The organism is Microbacterium sp. zg.Y1084 (genome assembly GCF_024623595.1).
GTDB lineage: Bacteria > Actinomycetota > Actinomycetes > Actinomycetales > Microbacteriaceae > Microbacterium > Microbacterium wangruii.
The window spans coordinates 715,233-734,165 of record NZ_JANJGV010000003.1; the positions used below are offsets into that span (position 1 = coordinate 715,233).

Sequence of the window (18,933 nt, forward strand, 5' to 3'; positions counted from 1 at the left end):
GAAGAAGCCCCGAGATCACCGCGATCTCGGGGCTTCCGCTTTCCGCCGCGGCATGCGCAAGCGGTCGGGCGCGGCGTTTTGGTGGAGGGCACGAGGCCGGGGACACTGGAAGATGCTCCAGAAAGGTCGTCGTACCCGACATGACTCACATCCGCGTCTGCGCCCCCGCTCCCGCTGAGATCACCGATCTCGGCTCCGGCAACGTCACCGTCACCCGTCGCTGGGTCGCGGTCGACGGCGAGCCGGTCTTCCCGCTGACCGGCGAGGTGCACTTCTCCCGCCTGCCCCGCGCGCAGTGGGACGACACGCTGCGCCGCGTGCGCGCCGCAGGCATCACCCACGTCGCCTCGTACGTGCTGTGGAACCACCACGAGCCCACCCGCGGCGAGGTGTCGTTCGACGACGGCCTCGACCTCGGCGCGTTCCTCCGCGCCGCGCGCAGCCACGGCCTCGAGATCGTGCTGCGCATCGGCCCCTACGCCCACGCCGAGACCCGCCACGGCGGCCTGCCCGACTGGATCGCCGAGTCCGGCATGGCGGTGCGCACCGACGACCCGGCCTACCTCGCCGAGGTTGAGCGGTGGTACACCCTCATCGAGGAGCAGGTGCGCGGCATCCCCCTGTTCGCCGTGCAGGTCGACAACGAGCTGTACGACCAGCCGCAGCACCTGAGTACCCTCCGCACCATCGCCGAGCGGGTCGGGTTCGCCGCGCCGCTCTGGGTCGCCACGGGCTGGGGCGCCGCCGACCTGCCCGACGACGTGCTGCCGGTGTTCGGCGGCTATTCCGACTCGTTCTGGATCGAAGCCTCCGATGTGCGGGACCTGCGCAGCGAGAGCAATTTCTACCCATCGGCACGCCGCGACGACGACGGCATCGGCGCCGACCACCGCACCGGCGAGCCCGGCGAGGCGCGCGACTACGACCTGCCGTTCGCGACGTGCGAGATCGGCGCGGGCATGGTGGCCGCCTATCACCGGCGCCCGATCGTGACCGCCGACGACATCGACGCGCTCACCCTCGCCAAGCTCGCCTCGGGCAGCGTCTGGCAGGGCTATTACATGTTCTCCGACGGCCGCAACCCGCGCGCCGGGCTGCAGGAGGCCCACGCCACCGGCGAGCCGAACGACTTCACCGACATCTCGTACGACTTCGGCGCCCCGCTGACCGTCGACGGGATGCCACGCGAGAGCTGGCGCCGCCTGCGCCGCCAGCACCTGCTGCTGCACCGGTGGGGTGCGCAACTGGCCGACATGCCCGCGAGCTTCCCCGACGACGCGCCCGCCGTGCCCGACACCGCGGGCCTGCGCTGGTCGGTGCGCTCCGACGGGACCGCAGGCTTCGTGTTCGTCATCAACCACCAGCCGGGGGTCACCCTGCCCGCGCACGACGACGTCGCGTTCACCGTGACGACGGATGCCGGCGACGTGACCTTCCCGCCCGTGCACATCCCGTCGGACAGCGCCTTCCTGTGGCCGTTCGGCGTGCGCGTCGGCGGCGTCGTGCTCGACTGGGCGACCGGACAGCCGCTCACCGAGGTGATCTGGCGGGACGCGCCGCTGCTCGTCCTGAGCGAGACGGCCGGCATCCCGGTGCGCTGGCAGACGGACGCCGACACGCGCGAGGTGGCGTTCGACGGACCCGGCGCGCTCTTCGAACTCGTGCGCGACGGCGGCATCGGCGCCCGCGTGCTGGTGCTTTCGGAGGCCGACGGATTGCGTTTCGGGCTGAGCGGCGGCGTGCCCGTGCTCGCCGACGGTGTCGTGGCCGACGACCGGGTCGAACTGTTCGCCGCCGGCGACGTGCTGCGCCTCGGCGCGACCGGGTGGGAGAAGGCCGGCGAGGGCGCCCCCGCCGTGAGCGAGGCGACCGTCACGACGGTGCGCGCGGCCGGTACGCCGCCCGAGCGGCACGCGGCCCCGAACGGGCGCGCCTCGATCCCGACCGACTGGAGCGGTGCCGCGCAGGTGGCCCTGGACCTCCCCGACGACCCCGACGGCACGCTGGTCATCGAGTGGGAGGGCGACGTCGCGCGTGCCTGGGTGGGCGAGCGCCTGCTGTCCGATGCGATCTACCGTGGCGAGCCGTGGCGGATCGGCCCGCACGAGCGGCGCGGCGCGCAGCGCATCGCGGTGGAGATCCTGCCCCCGCACCCCGAGGCCCACGTGCTCATCGGGCACGGGCGCGTGCCGACGCGCACCGAGGTGCGCGCGGCTCGGCTCGAGACGCCCGCGACGGTGCTGCTGCCGCGCTGACGCGCGCTGCCGATCCGGGCGCCGCCGCCGCGCGCGTGCGGACGCGCTGCGTCTGCTGCGCGGCCGGCGCGCACAACGTCGCGGATTCGTGAGTTCCCGACGGTATCGCGCCCTCAACCGGTGGTTCCGGGAGACATCGGCGACGTTGTGCACGCACTCGAACGGTGCCGGTGCGGTGGGGACTGCGACTCCGGCTGGGTGGCGGGTGGCGGGTGGCGGGTGGCGGGTGGCGGGTGGCGCACGGCCGCGCGGCGACACGGCCGGACCGCGCGGCTCCGCGGGGCAGGCGTGCGCAACGTCGCGGAACCGCGTGCGTGTGAACGGATATCGGCCCGGAGCCGGGGGTGGCGACGCGGAACCGCGACGTTGTGCACGCGGCGCGGAGCGGGTCGGCGCTGGCCCGCGGCACGCGCAGCGGTGCCCGTGATCGGCGCTAGACGACGCCGGTGGTGTCCAACAGCAGGCCTACCGCCCACGTGGCGCCGAGCGCCAGCGCACCGCCCAGCACCGTGCGGGTCATCGCCCGCAGCGCCGGCGCCCCACTGATGCGGGCGGCGACGGCACCGGTGATCGCCAGGGCGATCAGCACGGTGACGAAGGTCACCGGCACCCGCCACGCGGCCGGCGGCAGCAGGATCGCCGCCATCGGCAGGATCGACCCCACCACGAACGCGATGCCCGAGGTGAACGCCGCCGCCCACGGGCTCACGACCCCCTCGCGGCTGATCGCGAACTCCGCCTCGAGATGTGAGCCGAGGGCATCGTGCTCGGTGAGCTCGCGGGCGACCTGCCTGGCCGTCGGCTCCGACAGGCCACGGTCGCGGTAGACGGCGGTGAGCTGGTCCAGCTCGTCGTCGGGGGTATCGCGCAGCTCCCGCTTCTCGCGTTCGATCAGCGCCCGCTCGGTGTCGCTCTGACTGCTCACCGAGACGTACTCGCCGACGGCCATCGAGATGGCCCCGCCGATGAGGGCCGCCGCGCCCGCGGTGATGACGTGCGACGACTGGGCGTTCGCACCGGCGACGCCGACGACGACGGCCGCGACCGACACGATGCCGTCGTTCGCCCCGAGCACGCCCGCACGCAGCCGGTTCAGCCGCGAGGCGAGAGCGCTGCCGCCGCTCTGAGCGCCGCCGCTCTGAGCGCCGCCGCCGCTCGGATCCGATGAGCTCATGGGGCACACCCTGGCACGAGCGGCGACGCCGAGGAAGACCCCGCGTCCTCAGCTCAGTGCCGGCTCGTGCCGACCGACGACGCCGAGGAGCGACCCCTGCGCCTTCAGGTCAGTGCGGCCTCGCGCCGACCCGCGGCCAGGCGCTGGGCGGCGAGATCCTCGGCGGCGGCCAGCGGCGTGACGCCGCGGGCGTCGGCATCCTCGAAGATGTGCCGCAGCGTGTCGCCGATCTGCGAGACCCGCTCGAAGATCTCCGCCCGGCTGCCGGTGTGCTTCGCCGCCATGTCGAGGTAGATGACGCCGCCCGCGTTCACGACGAAGTCCGGGGTGTACAGGATGCCGCGCGCGGCGAGCCGCTCAGCACCCTCGTGCGCGGCGAGCGGGTTGTTGGCGGGGCCGCAGACGGCCGCGGCGTCGAGCGCGTCGATGACGTCGTCGGTGAGCAGACCGCCGATGCCGGCAGGCACGAAGACGTCGGCAGGGACGCGGTGCTCGGTGCCGGGCTCGACCCAGGCAGCGCCCAGCTCGGCAGCGAGGTGGCGCTTGGCAGGATTGACGTCGGTGACCGTGAGGCGGGCGCCCTCGGCGGACAGACGCACCGCCAGTCGGCTGCCGACCTGGCCGAGGCCCGAGACGGTGATGCGGCGGCCCGCGACGTCGGGGGAGCCGGTGACCCGCTCGAGCGTGGCCCGCAGCGACTCGTAGACGCCGAGACTCGTGGGGCCGGCCGGCTCGCCTGATCCGCCGACGGCGTCGGGCAGTCCGACGACGTGCTCGGTGCGCTCCGAGACGATGAGCATGTCGGCGGTCGTCGAGCCGACGTCTTCGGCGGTGCGGTAGCCGCCGTCGAGCGACTCCACCGCGTCGCCGAGGTCGAGGAAGGCCGCGCGCCGCTGGTCGGGCGCGAGCACGGTGCCGGGTCGCAGGCCGATCACGGCCTTGCCCCCGCCGGCGTCGAGGCCGGCTGCGGCGTTCTTCAGCGTCATCGCGGCGGACAGCCGCAGCGCGTCGCCGAGGGCGTCGCTCCAGTGCGGGTAGGTCCACAGCCGGGCACCGCCGAGGGCGGGGCCGAGAACGGACGAGTGCAGGGCGACCGCGAGGAACAGGCCACTGCGCCGCCCCGTGATCACCTCCACCCGCTCGTGGGTGACATCGGGCAGGGGCAGGGTGGTGCTCATGGCGTTCCTCTTCCGGCGGGCCTCGTGGGCTGCACTCCGGGAACCGCGGCGTTGCGGCATCCCGCCCCCCATTGTGCCCCACCGCGCCCGGGGGGACGAGGGGCGGCGGCGATCACTTGCCCCAGGCGACCACCCGCGTCGGTGTGAACTCCACCCGCGTGGTGAAGGTCTGCCCGAACTGGTCCAGCGGCATGCCGTACGCCGCGATCGCCGCGCGATACTTCTCCTCGTACGGCTCCCGGTGTTGCTGCAGCCACGCCGAGGCGCCGTTCGGCTCGAGGCGCACGTCGCCGTGCAGCACGACGATGTCATCGCCGAACGCCCCGCCGGAGTCGAGGTGCAGCACGGCCTGCGACCCGCGCTCCAGGTGTCGCACCTTGAGGGTGTCGGGTTCGCTGAGGATCGTGATCACCCCGTCATGCCACAAGAACCACACGGGGGCCGGATGCGGCCGTCCCTCACGGGAGGTCGTCACCAGCCAGGCGATGAGATCGGTGCCCAGACGCGTGCGCGCCATCGCGTGGGCCGGATTGTCGACGTCGAACAGATCAGCCATGGGCCGACTCTAGGCTAGGGCTGTGACAGCGCACCTCCCTCCTCGCAGCAGGCTCGTGCACGACGCGCTCCGCGCCGCGGGAATACCCGGCGAGATCGTCGTGCTTCCCGACTCCGCCGCCACCGCCGCGCAGGCCGCCGCCGCACTCGGAGTCGAGGTCGGCGCGATCGCGAACAGTCTCGTGTTCTGGTCCGACGGCGAACCTCTGCTGGTGATGACCAGCGGCGCCCACCGCGTCGACACGACCGCGCTCGCCGAACGGCTGGGACGGCAGAGCATCGAACGTGCGACGGCGCAGCAGGTGCGCGATGCCACCGGCCAGGCGATCGGCGGCGTCGCCCCCACCGGCCACCCGGCACCGCTTCCCACGGTCGTGGACGAGGCGCTGTCGACCTATCCCGAGATCTGGGCGGCCGCCGGCACCCCGCACACCGTCTTCCCCCTCACCTTCGACCAGCTGGTCGCTCTGACCGGCGGCAGGGTCGCGCGGGTCGACTGACCGCCCGGCCTCACGCCCCTGCTTCGATCTGCAGGCACACGATCGCCGCGGCCGCCGACCAGGCCTGCGGCCGGCACGCGGCCGGAGCTGGTCGCGGAGGCCGTGCTCGACCACCTCGTCTCCGGTGCGACCCCCGGCGGGAGACTCATCCTCCCGGAGCTGGTGGTGCGTACCGCGGTGGTCTGAGCGGCACCCGCAGGGCTCACCGAGGTGAGTCGAAGGTCCACGCGTCGGGGTCCAGCGCAGAGGCGACGTCCCAGTCGTCCTGATCCCACGTGAAGGTCGCCACGGCACAGGTGGGCATGTGCGCGATCTCCGGCGCCAGGCGGCCGGCCAGCGCGCTCATGCCCGGGTCGTGGGCGACGAGGAGGACGGATGCCACGCCCTGCGTCGCCGCGGTGCGCAGCAGCTCGTCGGCCCCGGCGCCGTACAGCTCGTCGCGCAGGAGCGGGGCGAGGCCGAAGCGATCGGCGAAGATCTCTGCCGTGGTGCGCGCGCGCAGCGCGGTGGAGGCGACGATCAGATCCGGGGCGAAACCGCTGTCGGCCAACCGCGCCGCCATGACGGGCGCGTCGCGCAGACCGCGGGGATTCAGCGGCCGATCGTGATCGGGCAGGCCGGGGTCACCCCAGTCGCTCTTGGCGTGGCGCACCAGCGCGAGGCGGATCACGGCTGCGCCGCCAGGTACACCCACGCGAGCCGACCGCTGGCGAGGGTCACCGCCAGGCGGTGGAACAGCGGGGAGACGAGCTCGTCGGCCGCCTCCAGTTCGAGGTCGCTCAGGTGCAGCACCTGTCCGGTCACCTTGTCGCGCGGGTCGCCGGTCATCCGCAGCAGCCGCTGCGGGATGGGACCGAGCCGCTCCACGATCTCGGGGTCGAGTCGCTCGGCCACCTCGGTCGCATAGCCCGGCAGCATGTCCGGCTCACCGTGCAGCACGCGGCCGAAGGTGTCGCGTTGCAGGTCGAGCACGTCGAGCGTGCCATAGCTGAACAGCAGCTCACCGGGGTCGCCCATGCGATCAGGGTAGTCAGCCGGTCAGGGCGTGCGCGAGGGTGTAGATCACCAGACCCGCGAGGGACCCGACGATGGTGCCGTTCAGCCGGATGTACTGCAGGTCGCGGCCGACCATCAGTTCGATCTTCTCCGTGGTCTCGGCGGGATCCCAGCGCTCGACCGTCTCGGTGATGATCGACGCGATGTCGTGCCGGTAGCGGTCGACGAGGAACACCGCGGCCCCGGTGACCCACCCGTCCACGCGGTTCTGAAGATCGGCATCCGTCGACAGGCGCAGGCCGGCATCGGCGAGGGCCTCGGCGAAACGGCGGCGCAGCGCGCTGTCGGGTTCGGAGAGCGAGCGCAGCAGGCCGTTCTTGGTGCTGTCCCACGCCTCGGCGGCCAGCTCCCGCACGCGCGTCGACTCGAAGACGCCCGACTTGGCGTCCTCGAAGCGGCCGATGGTGGCGGGGTCGTGCTGCAGGCTGTCGGCGAGGCGCCCCAGATAGCGGTCGATGGCGTGCCGGGCCGGGTGCTCAGGATCGTCCTGCACCGCGCGCACGAAGGCCACCGCCTCCTTGTAGAGGGTGTCGTCGATGAGACGGTGCGCGAGCGACGGCACCCACGACGGCAGCCGGCGCGAGACGAGGCCGTCGAAGGAGTCGCGGTTGGTGGCGAGCCAGGTGCCGAGGGAGTCGGCGGCAAGGTCGACGGCGCCGTGGTGCGCGCCGGCATCCACCATGCGCTCGAGCCACCCGCCGACCGACGGACCCCAATCCGGCTCGATCAGGTGCTCGCGGGCGATGTCGGCGATGAGGTCCTGCACGTCGCTGTCGCTGAGCGCCCGCAGCACGCCCGCCGCCATGGCCGAGCCCTCCGTCGCCACGCGCTCGGCGTGCGCGGGCTGGGCGAGCCACTCGCCGAGACGCTGCGACACGCTCATCGACTCGAGCTTGGTGCGCACGACGTCGGCGGAGAGGAAGTTGGTCTCGACGAACTCCCCGAGGGTGCGCCCGATCTCGTCCTTGCGGTGCGGGATGATCGCCGTGTGCGGGATCGGGATGCCCAGCGGATGCCGGAAGAGCGCGGTGACGGCGAACCAGTCGGCGAGGGCGCCCACCATCCCGCCTTCGGCGGCGGCGCGCACGTACGCCAGCCACGGGACCTCGTCCTGCAGCGGGAACGAGATCGCGAAGACGACCGCCATGAACACCAGCGCGCCGAGGGCGACGCTCTTCATCAGCCGCAGCGCGCGACGGCGCTCCTGGTCGGCGACGCTCAGCAGCGCGGTGGGGGTGCGGGACATGTCGTCATCCTCGCATGCGGGTTCAGCCCTCGGCCGGTCCCAGCCACGCCGTGGCCGCCGTGGCGTGGGCGGATTCCGGGTCGGAGGGATGGAAGAGGCCGGCCAGCACGTCGCGATACAGGCGTCCGAGCTCGGCGCCGGCGAAGTAGGAGGAGCCGCCGCCCACCAGCACGGCCTGGTCGACGACCTCCTTCGCCATGGTGACCGCCCGGTGCTTGACGCCGCTGAGCAGTGAGAACCAGCGCGCGCCGTGGTCGGCCTGCCGATCGACGTCGGTGCAGAGCACGTGCAGCTGGGGCGGCAGGGCGTCGTAGGCGATGCCCATCTCGGCCACCCGCCGGCGGATGTCGGGGTCCTGGCTGTAGGCCCGTCCGGTCTTCTTCGAGCGCCGACGGCCGGCCGTGTCGACGGCGACGTCGATCGCGCGGCGGGCGATGCCGGTGTACACCGACGCCAGCAGCAGCTCGAACACGCTGAAGATCGCGAAGACGAGCGGGTCGGGGCTCGGCCCCGGCGCCAGGCGTCGCCCGATGCGGTCGGCGGGCGCGACGGCGCCGTGCAGCTCGGTGGTGCGGGACTGCGTGCCGCGCATGCCCACCGTGTCCCAGTCGTCGCGGGTCACCACGCGCCCTGCCGCCTCTTCGGTGCGGGGGACGAACGCGTAGACCAGGCGTGGGGCGTCGGGGGAGGAGGTGTCGAGGCCGTGCAGGCCCAGCTGCGTCCACACCGGCGCGAGCGACGTGAAGATCTTCGTGCCGGTGAAGGCGTACCCGCCGTCGGGCAGCGGTTCGGCGACGGTGTCGCTGCCGAAGAGCACCAGGTCGTTGCCGGCTTCGCTGATGCCGAACGCGTACACCTCGCCGGCGACCGCGCCCTCGAGCACATGATCGAGGTCGCGGATGCCGCGGTCACGCAGCACCTTCGCCACGCCCGTCCACACCAGGTGCATGTTGACCGCCAGCGCGGTGGCCGGCGCGGCGGTGGCCAGGCGCTGCTGCAGCAGCGACACCTCGGCCAGCTGCAACCCGCCGCCGCCGTTCTCGGCGGGAGCGAGCACAGCGAGGTAGCCGGCGGCCCTCAGGTCGGCGAGGTCGTCGTCGGGGAAGGTGTTGTGGCGGTCGTGCGCGGCGGCCCGTGCCCGGATGCGCTCCAGCAGCGCGTCGTCGAGCACGCTCGCGGGGTCGAAATCGGTCATCGCAGGGCCTCCCACAGCAGTCGCAGAGTCTCGTCGGGGCGGTCGCGGTGCGGCGAGTGGCCCGCGCCGGCGACCACCGACATCGTCACGTGCGGATTGGCGACCACGTCGTCGACGACCTCGCCGGTGAAGATCGAGTACACCGCAGGGTCGCTCGCGATGACGTGGGTGGGCACCTGGAGCCGCGCCGCGTCGGCACGGACGTCCCACACCGCGTTCTGCTCGCTGGTCTGCTCCACCGTCCAGCGGCTCGCCTGCCGCACCGACAATGCCTTCAGCTCGATGTCGAGCGGATGCCAGTCGGGGTGCTCGGCGCGCACGGCCGCCTCGGTCGGGTCGGCGAACGAACGTTCCTGGCTGTCGCGCACGATCGCCCGATCGCCCTCGGCAAGGTAGATCCCCGGGTCGATGAGCACCAGGCGGCGCGTCCAGCCGGGGGTCGCGGCGGCGGCGACGGTGGCCGCGGCGCCGCCCAGCGAGTGACCGATGACGAGGTCCCACGCCGCCGGCGGGGCATCGTCGGTGGCGGGAGTCGTCGCGGCGACGTCGGCGGCGTACGCGGCGATCGTGCAGTCCAGCGCGCGTGGCGCCGCGCCGTGGCCGCGCAGGTCGACGGCGGTGGCGTGCCAGCCGGCATCCGCCAGCGCCGTGCCGAAGCGCCACATGAGCGGTCCGTTGGAGCCGAGGCCGTGGATGAGCAGCGCGTGCCGGGGCGACGCGGGATCGCCCCACGCGTACCGGGGGAGGGCGACGGGGGCGGGCATGCCCCCAGCCTAAAGGCGGCCGTCGGCACCGCGCCCGGTGCGCAGAACCGGGGGAAGATGGGCAGGTGATCTCCACCGACCTCGCCCGCGAGCTGCGCGCCGCCGGCCTGCGCTGGCATCCGCGCTCCGGCGACCGCTTCCAGCTGGACGAACCGGAGTTCGAGGCCGACGTCTTCACCGTCAGCGAGATGACCATCGAGGCGCGCAGCTATCCCACGGGGACGCTGCTGGCCTTCAACGGCACCACGGAGTGGGCTCTGGACTCGGTCGCGATCGCCGACGCGCTGTGGCTGCCCTCGGAGGCGCAGCTGCGTGAGATGCTGCGCGGCACGTTCCGCAGTCTGACGCGCCTGCCCGACACGTACCGCGTGGAGATCGAGGTGGATGCCGAGCGGCACGGCTTCGACCATCCGGCCCCGGCCGACGCCTACGCCCAGGCGGTGCTGTTCCTGCTGGCGCGGATCGCCTGAGCCCGAGCGCTCACGTGATCGTCGGCACCGGCTCGGTGTCGGGGATGGGGCTCGCGTCGCGTCCCCGCAGGTCGGGGAAGCCGCGCACGAAGGCGACCGAGACGAGCACCCCGGCCACGGCGAACGCGGCACCGGCGACGAACGCGCCCTGCGGCCCGACGCCGTCGATGAGGAAGCCGGCGGTCGCGGATCCCGCGGCCGAGCCGATCAGCTGACCGGTGCCGACCCAGCCGAACGCCTCTGCGGTGTCGCTGAACTTCACGCTCGCCGTGGTCATGGCGAACATCACCGCCAGAGCCGGGGCCACGCCGGCGCCGGCGATGAGGAGGGACCCGCCCATCCACCAGACGTCGAGGGAGATCATCGCCAGGCACAGTCCCGCAGCGACGATGGCGAACCGCCGCGCCATGGCCCAGCGGCCGATGGGGATGTGTCCGAAGCCGAGCCCGCCGGCGAGGCTGCCGATCGAGAACACCGCCAGCACGAGACCTGCTTCGAGTCCGCCGTGGTCGAACGTGGCCACGACGCCGGCCTCGACCGCGGCGGCCGCGCCGATGAGGAGGAAGCCCGTGGCGGTGGCGAGCACCACGGCGGGGCGCGTGAGCACCTTGCCCAGCCTGCGGCGACTGCGGGGGATGCGCACGCGGCCGACCTCGGGGGAGAGGATGAACCACGCGCAGCCCAGCAGCAGGATGACCACGATGCACACCAGGGCGGGGACGGTGCCCGCCTGCGTGGCGATGAAGGTGATCAGCACCGGGGCGATGATCCAGATGATCTCCTGCAGCGACGCGTCCAGCGAGAACAGCGGGGTCAGCTGCCGAGACGTGACCATCTTGGGGTAGATCGTGCGCACCGCCGGCTGCACGGGCGGCGTGGAGAGACCCGCGATGAGCGCGAGGAGCATGTAGACGGGCACGACGGTCTGCACGAACGCGAGCGTGGTGAGCATCACGGCGCAGATGATCGTGGTGAGGGTCAGCACCTTGCGCATGCCCCAGCGGCCCATCCAGCGGCTCGTGACCGGACCCGCGACCGCCTGGCCGACGGAGGTCGCGGCCAGCACGAGGCCCGCAGCCCCGTAGGAGCCGGTGACGTGCTCGATGTGCAGCAGGATCGCCAGGCTCGTCATCCCGTTCGGGAAGCGTGCCGTCAGCTGCGCCGCCATGATGCGCCCCACGCCTGGACTGCGCAGAAGGTCCCGATATCCCGCCACGTTCATCCACGCTACCCGGACACGCCGCGACACGCCGTACCGACGGTTACCCAGGAATCCCGATGTCGGAGGGGGTCCCTAGCGTCGTACCTGTGGATGGATCCGGCCGGGCGGCTCCGCACCCGCGTGATTCAGCGCTTCGCGGGGCCCGAAACCCGTCGGCATCCTGTGGATGAAACGGTGGACAACCTGTGTTGTACATGGGGAGGGCGGTGGAAAACTACACGGATGTAACTACTATCCCTTGTGGTGCTTCTGAACGTCGGCACCCATATGTAGTATTGGACTCCCCGGCCCCGAAGCCGGAGAACACAGCGAAAAGACTTGAAGGGGACACGTCGACATGGCGATCACGGTTTACACGAAGCCCTCCTGCGTGCAGTGCAACGCGACCTACCGCGCACTGGACTCGAAGGGCATCGAATACGAAGTCCTGGACGTCTCCGAAGACGCCGCAGCGCTCGAGCACGTGAAGTCGCTCGGCTACCTGCAGGCGCCGGTCGTCGTCACCGACGAGGACCACTGGTCGGGCTTCCGTCCCGACAAGATCGACGAGCTCGCCTCGCGCCTGGCCTGAATCCGGACCGTGGCGCGGCGCTCCGGCGCGGCGCCCGATCGGCGGGCGGACGGCGGCAACCTGAGGGGAGATGATGTGCTCACGGCGACGCACGCACCTCTGCTGGTCTATTTCTCCAGCGTCTCGGGCAACACCGCCCGCTTCATCGACAAACTCGGGATGCGGGCTGTGCGCATCCCCCTCCTCCCCTCGGATGAGCCGATCGAGGTGTCCGAGCCCTTCGTCCTGGTCACGCCGACCTACGGCGGCGGGCAAGGGCGGGGCGAGGAGAAGGGCGCTGTTCCCAAGCAGGTGATCCGGTTCCTCAACGACGAGGGAAACCGTCGGCTCCTGCGCGGAGTGATCTCCGCAGGCAATACCAACTTCGGCGAGGCGTACTGCCTCGCCGGTGACATCATCAGCCGCAAGTGCAACGTGCCGCACCTGTATCGGCTGGAACTCTTCGGCACGCCAGATGACGTCGATCGCGTGAGCGAAGGACTGGAGCGATGGTGGAATCAACACTGACGGACATGGAATTCAAGACCGAGGCGCGCTTCGAGGGCATGGACTACCACGCACTCAACGCGATGCTCAATCTGTACGGGCCGGACGGCAAGATCCAGTTCGACGCTGACAAGCGGGCGGCGCGGGAGTTCTTCCTGCAGCACGTCAACCAGAACACGGTCTTCTTCCACTCCCTCAAGGAGAAGCTCGACTACCTCGTCGAGAAGGAGTACTACGAGCCGGCCGTGCTCGAGAAGTACTCGATGGAGTTCATCCAGGAGCTGCACGACTTCGCCTACAGCAAGAAGTTCCGCTTCGCGACGTTCCTCGGAGCGTTCAAGTACTACACCAGCTACACGCTGAAGACCTTCGACGGCAAGCGCTACCTCGAGCGGTTCGAGGACCGTGTCGTCATGACGGCGCTGGGCCTGGCCGACGGCGACGAGAAGCTCGCGACCGAGCTGGTCGACGAGATCATCTCGGGTCGCTTCCAGCCGGCCACCCCGACCTTCCTCAACACCGGCAAGGCGCAGCGCGGCGAACTCGTGTCGTGCTTCCTGCTGCGCATCGAGGACAACATGGAGTCGATCGCCCGCGGCATCAACTCCGCCCTGCAGCTGTCCAAGCGCGGCGGCGGCGTGGCCCTGCTGCTGTCGAACATCCGCGAGGCCGGTGCCCCGATCAAGCAGATCGAGAACCAGTCCAGCGGCATCATCCCCGTGATGAAGCTGCTCGAAGACAGCTTCAGCTACGCCAACCAGCTCGGCGCGCGTCAGGGCGCCGGCGCGGTGTACCTCTCGGCTCACCACCCCGACATCCTGCGGTTCCTCGACACCAAGCGTGAGAACGCCGACGAGAAGATCCGCATCAAGACGCTGTCGCTGGGTGTCGTCATCCCCGACATCACCTTCGAGCTCGCCAAGAACGACGAGGACATGTACCTGTTCTCGCCGTACGACGTCGAGAAGGTCTACGGTGTGCCGTTCGGCGACATCTCGGTCACCGAGAAGTACCGCGAGATGGTCGACGACGAGCGCATCAAGAAGACGAAGATCAACGCGCGCGAGTTCTTCCAGACCCTCGCCGAGATCCAGTTCGAGTCGGGCTACCCGTACATCATGTTCGAGGACACGGTGAACAAGGCCAACCCGATCAAGGGCCGGATCAACATGTCCAACCTCTGCTCGGAGATCCTGCAGGTCAACACCCCGACCACCTACAACGAGGACCTCTCGTACAAGGAGATCGGCAAGGACATCTCCTGCAACCTCGGCTCGATGAACATCGCCCTGGCGATGGACGGCGGCGACCTCGGCAAGACCGTCGAGGCCAGCATCCGTGCTCTCACCGCGGTCAGCGACCAGAGCCACATCCGTTCGGTGCGCTCCATCGAGGACGGCAACGACCGGTCGCACGCGATCGGCCTCGGGCAGATGAACCTGCACGGCTACCTCGCCCGCGAACACGTGCACTACGGCTCCGAAGAGGGCCTGGACTTCACGAACATCTACTTCTACACGGTGCTGTTCCACGCGCTGCGCGCCTCGAACCTCATCGCGATCGAGCGTGGCACGGCGTTCGAGGGCTTCGCCGACTCGACCTATGCGTCGGGGGAGTTCTTCGACAAGTACATCGAACAGGAGTGGGTGCCGCAGACCGAGAAGGTCGCGCAGCTGTTCGCGGGCATCCCGATCCCGACGCAGGACGACTGGCGCGCGCTCAAGGCATCCATCCAGAAGCACGGCATCTACAACCAGAACCTGCAGGCGGTGCCGCCGACCGGCTCGATCTCGTACATCAACAACTCGACGTCGTCGATCCACCCGATCGCGTCGAAGATCGAGATCCGCAAGGAAGGCAAGCTCGGCCGCGTCTACTACCCGGCACCGTTCATGACGAACGAGAACCTGGAGTACTACCAGGACGCGTACGAGATCGGCTACGAGAAGGTCATCGACACGTATGCCGCCGCCACGCAGCACGTGGATCAGGGTCTGTCGCTGACGCTGTTCTTCAAGGACACCGCCACGACGCGTGACATCAACAAGGCCCAGATCTACGCATGGCGCAAGGGCATCAAGACCATCTACTACATCCGTCTGCGTCAGCTCGCGCTCGAGGGCACGGACATGACCGAGTGCGTCTCCTGCATGCTGTGACCTCGGTCGCCGCACACACATACGAGACGCGCTGAAGAAAGACATCGACATGACCGAAAAACTGCCGCTGCTGGACCACGTCCAGGCCATCAACTGGAACCGCATCGAGGACGACAAGGACCTCGAGGTCTGGAACCGCCTGGTGAACAACTTCTGGCTGCCCGAGAAGGTGCCGCTGTCCAACGACATCCAGTCGTGGAACACGCTCACCCCCGAGGAGCAGACGCTCACCATGCGGGTGTTCACGGGCCTCACGCTGCTGGACACCATCCAGGGCACCGTCGGCGCCGTCTCGCTGATCCCGGATGCGCTGACCCCGCACGAGGAGGCCGTCTACACGAACATCGCGTTCATGGAGTCGGTGCACGCGAAGAGCTACTCGTCGATCTTCTCGACGCTGTGCTCGACGAAGGAGATCGACGAGGCGTTCCGCTGGTCGGTCGAGAACCCGAACCTTCAGAAGAAGGCTCACATCGTCATGGACTACTACCGTGGCGACGAGCCGCTCAAGCGCAAGGTGGCATCCACCCTGCTCGAGAGCTTCCTGTTCTACTCGGGCTTCTACCTGCCGATGCACTGGTCGAGCCGCGCGAAGCTCACCAACACCGCCGACCTCATCCGCCTCATCATCCGCGATGAGGCCGTGCACGGGTACTACATCGGGTACAAGTTCCAGAAGGGGCTCGAGACCGTTACGCAGGCCGAGCGCGACGAGATCAAGGACTACACGTTCTCGCTGCTGTACGAGCTGTACGACAACGAGGTGCAGTACACGCAGGATCTCTACGACGGCGTCGGCCTCACCGAGGACGTCAAGAAGTTCCTGCACTACAACGCCAACAAGGCGCTGATGAACCTCGGCTACGAGGCGATGTTCCCGGCGACGACCACGAACGTGAACCCGGCGATCCTGTCGGCCCTGTCGCCGAACGCCGACGAGAACCACGACTTCTTCTCGGGGTCGGGCTCGTCGTACGTCATCGGCAAGGCCGAGGCCACCGCGGACGAGGACTGGGACTTCTAGAAGTTCCTGTGCGGCGTCACGGTAGTTGGCACATCACACCCTTGAAGTTGGCACGCGTCAAACTACTTGGCACAGATTGCGCAGTTGGCACATGAAACGACTGGACTCGCGCCGACCGGTTCCACAGGAGCGATCCTGTGGCTAACCGGCGGCGCGAGTCGCCGTCTGAGCTGACACCGTCGTGGCCGGACGCGCCGTCGTCGGATCCAGCGGGGGAGACGGCCCGGCAGTTCGTGCTTAATCTTCGATGCGGGCTGGGTGAGCGAAGCGTCCGCGCGGTCGCAGAGCAGGCCGGCCTCGATGAGGCGACGGTCCGCCGCGTGCTGTCGGGCGCTGCATGGCCAGACCTACGCACGGTGGCTCGTCTGGAAGACGCACTTGGGGTGCGCCTTTACCCGAAGTAGAGACCGGAATCTGGGGATGCGGCTGACATTGGAGGTTTGGAAGACGGCTTCATCGAGCGTGCAGGCACCTCCCGCCTGCGTTTCGCCGGGTTCACGGCCCCGACCCGCGGTTATGTGTCGGAGGCGGCGCGTAACGTGGACATGAAAACTCAACAGAAGACCCCGACTCACTGAGCGGGGCTCAAGCAGGTCGGGGCCGGAATGTCTTGGTAGGACGATTCGACCCTAGGCGCTAGTGAGCGCACGAGCAAGTCGGCATTCTGCCGATCTCGTCACCTGCCTCCTCACGCCGGAGATACCGGCACACAGAGTCGTAAGGAGGCTCCTGGGTATGAACGAGTATCCGACTATCGAGAAGGTGATCAACGACGCGCGAGCGCGCATCGAGGTCACGAAGGCTGAGATCGACGAGGCGCGGAAGCGTCGGACCGCTATCGTCGCAGCGCTGAAGAAAGAGTTCGTTGGCTCGCGCCACTACTTCAACGGCAGCGTCGCTCACGGCGACGCACTAACGCCGCTGACCGACGTCGACCTCGGCGTCGTGATCCCGAACCCCGGCGGCGTCTACGGGCCTGGGAATAGGGGCCTGGTGAACTGCAGGAGCGCGCCGCCGCCGCCATCCGACGCGAACTAGCCTCGGAGTACGGCGATCTGCGAGTCGAGTTCCGTGGCCGGAAGCGGTCGATCCTGGTCCGCTTCCGGGATCCCATCCGCGAGGGCCTCCCGGACTTCACCGCCGACGTGATCACCGCTATCGACTACCCGAACGGGCCGGGTCTCTACATTCCCCGTTTCAACTCCTGGGACCGCTCCGCACCCGAGACGCACACGAGGCTCATCACGGAGGCGAACGAGGTCACCAAGTCCGTGTACGCGCGCACGGTCCGCCTGCTCAAGCACTGGAACCGACAAAACGGCCAGGCGCTCTGCTCGTGGAATATCAAGGCGCTCGCCCTCTTCAGCGTGACGTCGCAGGTGGCCCTGATCACTTCGATGCGCGACTGGTTTAGTTACGCCATCGGGGAACTCAAGAAGGGCGAGACTGCAGATCCAGCCAAGGTCGCCGTCAAGCCCATCAAGCTGAACGCGCCACCCACCGAGGTGATCAAGAAGCTCGAGGACTCGCTAGCGAAGCTGGACAAGGCCATCCTTTACGACCTGGCTGGCTATCCAGTGCTGGCGCAGAAGGAACTCGCTGACCTGTTCAACGACTCCGAGATGCTGCCGGCACCGTCGCGCGACGCCGTCCTTCGAGAAGGCGTCCGTTTCCACAACGCGCCCCAGGGAAAGCCTTCGAGCGCGTTCGGCGCACCGGTGCTCGCGAGTTCGGCGGCGTTGGCGACGGCGGCCGCTCCCGCGGCGGCCGTCACACCGGTCCGGTCGTGGGCCCCGTGAGTGACTGCGCGGGTCTTCCGCGTGCGTTGCCTGAGGACCCGACCCGGCTCTGGAGGCCGTGGGTGGGGAGCGACATCGCGTGGGTCATGGCTTTCGAAGCACGTGCGCGCCGTCGTTACGGGGCTGCTATGCGACGCTCGGAGCATCCCGGTCGGCTTGTGTACGTGCTCGATCTTCCAGTCATCGGGCGGGATGAGCCCGTGCCGGTGCGTGTCGAGCTACATAGGGATCCCGGCTACGAGACATACGGACTCAACCCGGTGGAATATCCGAGGGTGGTCGCCGATGAGGGAGCCCGTTCGCCCCACCGTATGCCGGACGACAGTCTCTGCCTGTACTATCCCGGCGACCCCGCCGCTCGTCGCTGGACAGCAGACCAAGGGTTGGACGAACTCTTGAATCTCACCGCACGTCACCTCCTTGCCGAGGACTACTGGCGAGAGAACGACGAGGTTTGGCCCTTCGATGAGGCGGCCCATGGCTATCGGGGACCGGTGTGAAGGAACTGCGCGGGTTCGTCGATTTCGACTTCTGGGCTAGCGAACCTGGAGCCATAATCATCGCTGGGTTTCTAGCGGCGGCTGTAGCCGTCGTCGGCTATGCCTGGCAGCAACGTCAGTCTCGCGCGGACGCGCGAGCAGTGATGTACAGCGAGGCACTGCGAGCCGTCGAGGACTACGCTGAGGCGCCGTTCCTTGTCCGCCGGCGCAGCGGGAGGGAAGCGCGAGCCGCCGTCACAGGGCAGATTAGTGAGATCCAATCACGGTTACGGCTCTACGGTGCGCTCCTGGAGATCTCCGCCCACGAGAAGATCTCGACGGCATTTGAGGATTTAGTTCAGGCCGCCCGCACTCAAGCCGGCAAGGCAATGTCGGAGGCCTGGCGGGCGCCAAGGATCCGACGCGATGCAGATGTGCCGGGTCACAGGCCATATGACCGTGGGGAGATCGACCGCGCCCGTGCCGCATACCTCAGCGTGATTCGGCGCCACGACCGCATCGCTTCCCGCCATGTGAAGTGAGTACATCCAGGCGGATCGCCAGCCAGGCGGGGGAGGAAACCCTAGCGCTCCGAGCCGCCAGATGGGGCGAACCGCTCGACAACAGACCGCTGCGGAACCGCCACGAGGCTAGCCTGACAAATTTATCAACCTGAATCGGCCTGGCTTTCGTTCCTATTGGGAGCTTTGTCCGGCAGGGGCCGGCTGGGCTGATTCGAGGTCAGCGTAGTACGCCTGCTCGACCTCGGCGGGGGTGCGCATGTCGAGCTCGCCGTGGAG

Annotated in this window: 20 protein-coding genes; 11 read left to right on the forward strand and 9 right to left on the reverse strand. The window is 69.3% G+C overall.

Features of this window, described 5'->3' with window-relative positions; genetic code table 11:
- Nucleotides 1-140 precede the first annotated feature (140 nt).
- Nucleotides 141-2,255, forward strand: a complete 2,115-nt coding sequence (locus tag NQ165_RS08045) for a beta-galactosidase (protein ID WP_257532369.1) — start codon at nucleotides 141-143, stop codon at nucleotides 2,253-2,255.
- 433 nt (nucleotides 2,256-2,688) lie between these two features.
- On the opposite strand, the gene NQ165_RS08050 is transcribed toward NQ165_RS08045, so the two are convergent.
- The 3 genes from NQ165_RS08050 to NQ165_RS08060 all read right to left on the reverse strand — a co-directional run bounded on the left by NQ165_RS08050 (nucleotide 2,689) and on the right by NQ165_RS08060 (nucleotide 5,163).
- Complete coding sequence (locus NQ165_RS08050; RefSeq protein ID WP_257525636.1) at nucleotides 2,689-3,429, reverse strand: VIT family protein; 741 nt, start codon at nucleotides 3,427-3,429, stop codon at nucleotides 2,689-2,691.
- Between the two features lie 104 nt (nucleotides 3,430-3,533).
- Nucleotides 3,534-4,607 carry a Glu/Leu/Phe/Val dehydrogenase family protein gene (locus tag NQ165_RS08055; protein WP_257525635.1) on the reverse strand — a complete coding sequence of 358 codons (1,074 nt, stop codon included), beginning with the start codon at nucleotides 4,605-4,607 and terminating at the stop codon, nucleotides 3,534-3,536.
- Nucleotides 4,608-4,719: 112 nt separating this feature from the next.
- Nucleotides 4,720-5,163 carry a pyridoxamine 5'-phosphate oxidase family protein gene (locus NQ165_RS08060; protein ID WP_257525633.1) on the reverse strand — a complete coding sequence of 148 codons (444 nt, stop codon included), beginning with the start codon at nucleotides 5,161-5,163 and terminating at the stop codon, nucleotides 4,720-4,722.
- A gap of 22 nt (nucleotides 5,164-5,185) precedes the next feature.
- Here NQ165_RS08060 and NQ165_RS08065 point away from each other — a divergent pair, with 22 nt between their 5' ends.
- Nucleotides 5,186-5,662, forward strand: coding sequence for a YbaK/EbsC family protein (locus tag NQ165_RS08065; protein ID WP_257525632.1), 477 nt, complete (start codon nucleotides 5,186-5,188; stop codon nucleotides 5,660-5,662).
- Between the two features lie 202 nt (nucleotides 5,663-5,864).
- On the opposite strand, the gene NQ165_RS08070 is transcribed toward NQ165_RS08065, so the two are convergent.
- From NQ165_RS08070 to NQ165_RS08090, 5 genes are read right to left on the reverse strand one after another with little or no spacing between them, the layout of a single operon-like run.
- The gene (locus NQ165_RS08070; RefSeq protein ID WP_257525631.1) at nucleotides 5,865-6,332 is read right to left on the reverse strand and encodes a histidine phosphatase family protein; all 468 of its coding nucleotides are present in this window, start codon (nucleotides 6,330-6,332) and stop codon (nucleotides 5,865-5,867) included.
- The gene (locus NQ165_RS08075; protein WP_257525630.1) at nucleotides 6,329-6,679 is read right to left on the reverse strand and encodes a gamma-glutamylcyclotransferase; all 351 of its coding nucleotides are present in this window, start codon (nucleotides 6,677-6,679) and stop codon (nucleotides 6,329-6,331) included. The genes NQ165_RS08070 and NQ165_RS08075 overlap by 4 nt, the downstream gene beginning before the upstream one ends.
- 13 nt (nucleotides 6,680-6,692) lie before the next feature.
- Complete coding sequence (locus NQ165_RS08080) at nucleotides 6,693-7,964, reverse strand: DUF445 domain-containing protein (RefSeq protein WP_257532371.1); 1,272 nt, start codon at nucleotides 7,962-7,964, stop codon at nucleotides 6,693-6,695.
- A gap of 22 nt (nucleotides 7,965-7,986) precedes the next feature.
- The gene (locus NQ165_RS08085; protein WP_257532373.1) at nucleotides 7,987-9,159 is read right to left on the reverse strand and encodes an acyl-CoA dehydrogenase family protein; all 1,173 of its coding nucleotides are present in this window, start codon (nucleotides 9,157-9,159) and stop codon (nucleotides 7,987-7,989) included.
- On the reverse strand, nucleotides 9,156-9,923 hold the full coding sequence (locus NQ165_RS08090; RefSeq protein WP_257525621.1) for an alpha/beta fold hydrolase: 768 nt from the start codon (nucleotides 9,921-9,923) through the stop codon (nucleotides 9,156-9,158). The genes NQ165_RS08085 and NQ165_RS08090 overlap by 4 nt, the downstream gene beginning before the upstream one ends.
- Before the next feature lie 65 nt (nucleotides 9,924-9,988).
- Here NQ165_RS08090 and NQ165_RS08095 point away from each other — a divergent pair, with 65 nt between their 5' ends.
- On the forward strand, nucleotides 9,989-10,393 hold the full coding sequence (locus NQ165_RS08095; protein ID WP_257525620.1) for a pilus assembly protein CpaE: 405 nt from the start codon (nucleotides 9,989-9,991) through the stop codon (nucleotides 10,391-10,393).
- Nucleotides 10,394-10,403: 10 nt separating this feature from the next.
- Here NQ165_RS08095 and NQ165_RS08100 read toward each other — a convergent pair whose 3' ends face one another.
- The gene (locus tag NQ165_RS08100) at nucleotides 10,404-11,609 is read right to left on the reverse strand and encodes an MFS transporter (RefSeq protein WP_257525619.1); all 1,206 of its coding nucleotides are present in this window, start codon (nucleotides 11,607-11,609) and stop codon (nucleotides 10,404-10,406) included.
- A gap of 343 nt (nucleotides 11,610-11,952) precedes the next feature.
- On the opposite strand from NQ165_RS08100, the gene nrdH reads away from it, so the two are divergent.
- From nrdH to NQ165_RS08135, 8 genes are all read left to right on the forward strand, one after another.
- On the forward strand, nucleotides 11,953-12,186 hold the full coding sequence (gene nrdH / locus NQ165_RS08105; protein ID WP_257525618.1) for a glutaredoxin-like protein NrdH: 234 nt from the start codon (nucleotides 11,953-11,955) through the stop codon (nucleotides 12,184-12,186).
- A 75-nt stretch (nucleotides 12,187-12,261) separates the two neighbouring features.
- On the forward strand, nucleotides 12,262-12,693 hold the full coding sequence (gene nrdI, locus NQ165_RS08110; RefSeq protein ID WP_257525835.1) for a class Ib ribonucleoside-diphosphate reductase assembly flavoprotein NrdI: 432 nt from the start codon (nucleotides 12,262-12,264) through the stop codon (nucleotides 12,691-12,693).
- 5 nt (nucleotides 12,694-12,698) lie between these two features.
- Nucleotides 12,699-14,831, forward strand: coding sequence for a class 1b ribonucleoside-diphosphate reductase subunit alpha (nrdE, locus tag NQ165_RS08115; protein WP_257525617.1), 2,133 nt, complete (start codon nucleotides 12,699-12,701; stop codon nucleotides 14,829-14,831).
- Between the two features lie 49 nt (nucleotides 14,832-14,880).
- Nucleotides 14,881-15,855, forward strand: a complete 975-nt coding sequence (gene nrdF / locus NQ165_RS08120) for a class 1b ribonucleoside-diphosphate reductase subunit beta (RefSeq protein WP_257525616.1) — start codon at nucleotides 14,881-14,883, stop codon at nucleotides 15,853-15,855.
- A 233-nt stretch (nucleotides 15,856-16,088) separates the two neighbouring features.
- On the forward strand, nucleotides 16,089-16,259 hold the full coding sequence (locus NQ165_RS14720) for a helix-turn-helix domain-containing protein (RefSeq protein ID WP_374940934.1): 171 nt from the start codon (nucleotides 16,089-16,091) through the stop codon (nucleotides 16,257-16,259).
- A 331-nt stretch (nucleotides 16,260-16,590) separates the two neighbouring features.
- Entirely contained in the window at nucleotides 16,591-16,893 is a 303-nt protein-coding gene (locus tag NQ165_RS08125) for a hypothetical protein (RefSeq protein ID WP_257532375.1), read from the forward strand.
- 107 nt (nucleotides 16,894-17,000) lie between these two features.
- Nucleotides 17,001-17,654 carry a hypothetical protein gene (locus NQ165_RS08130; protein ID WP_257532377.1) on the forward strand — a complete coding sequence of 218 codons (654 nt, stop codon included), beginning with the start codon at nucleotides 17,001-17,003 and terminating at the stop codon, nucleotides 17,652-17,654.
- 496 nt (nucleotides 17,655-18,150) lie between these two features.
- Complete coding sequence (locus NQ165_RS08135; protein WP_257532379.1) at nucleotides 18,151-18,675, forward strand: hypothetical protein; 525 nt, start codon at nucleotides 18,151-18,153, stop codon at nucleotides 18,673-18,675.
- Nucleotides 18,676-18,933 lie beyond the last annotated feature (258 nt).

Coding starts and splice junctions, on each gene's coding strand:
- NQ165_RS08045 (WP_257532369.1), top strand. CDS start 141: ATGACTCACATCCGCGTCTGCGCCCCCGCTCCCGCTGAGATCACCGAT.
- NQ165_RS08050 (WP_257525636.1), bottom strand. CDS start 3,429: ATGAGCTCATCGGATCCGAGCGGCGGCGGCGCTCAGAGCGGCGGCGCT.
- NQ165_RS08055 (WP_257525635.1), bottom strand. CDS start 4,607: ATGAGCACCACCCTGCCCCTGCCCGATGTCACCCACGAGCGGGTGGAG.
- NQ165_RS08060 (WP_257525633.1), bottom strand. CDS start 5,163: ATGGCTGATCTGTTCGACGTCGACAATCCGGCCCACGCGATGGCGCGC.
- NQ165_RS08075 (WP_257525630.1), bottom strand. CDS start 6,679: ATGGGCGACCCCGGTGAGCTGCTGTTCAGCTATGGCACGCTCGACGTG.
- NQ165_RS08080 (WP_257532371.1), bottom strand. CDS start 7,964: ATGTCCCGCACCCCCACCGCGCTGCTGAGCGTCGCCGACCAGGAGCGC.
- NQ165_RS08085 (WP_257532373.1), bottom strand. CDS start 9,159: ATGACCGATTTCGACCCCGCGAGCGTGCTCGACGACGCGCTGCTGGAG.
- NQ165_RS08090 (WP_257525621.1), bottom strand. CDS start 9,923: ATGCCCGCCCCCGTCGCCCTCCCCCGGTACGCGTGGGGCGATCCCGCG.
- nrdH (WP_257525618.1), top strand. CDS start 11,953: ATGGCGATCACGGTTTACACGAAGCCCTCCTGCGTGCAGTGCAACGCG.
- nrdE (WP_257525617.1), top strand. CDS start 12,699: ATGGAATTCAAGACCGAGGCGCGCTTCGAGGGCATGGACTACCACGCA.
- nrdF (WP_257525616.1), top strand. CDS start 14,881: ATGACCGAAAAACTGCCGCTGCTGGACCACGTCCAGGCCATCAACTGG.
- NQ165_RS08125 (WP_257532375.1), top strand. CDS start 16,591: ATGAACGAGTATCCGACTATCGAGAAGGTGATCAACGACGCGCGAGCG.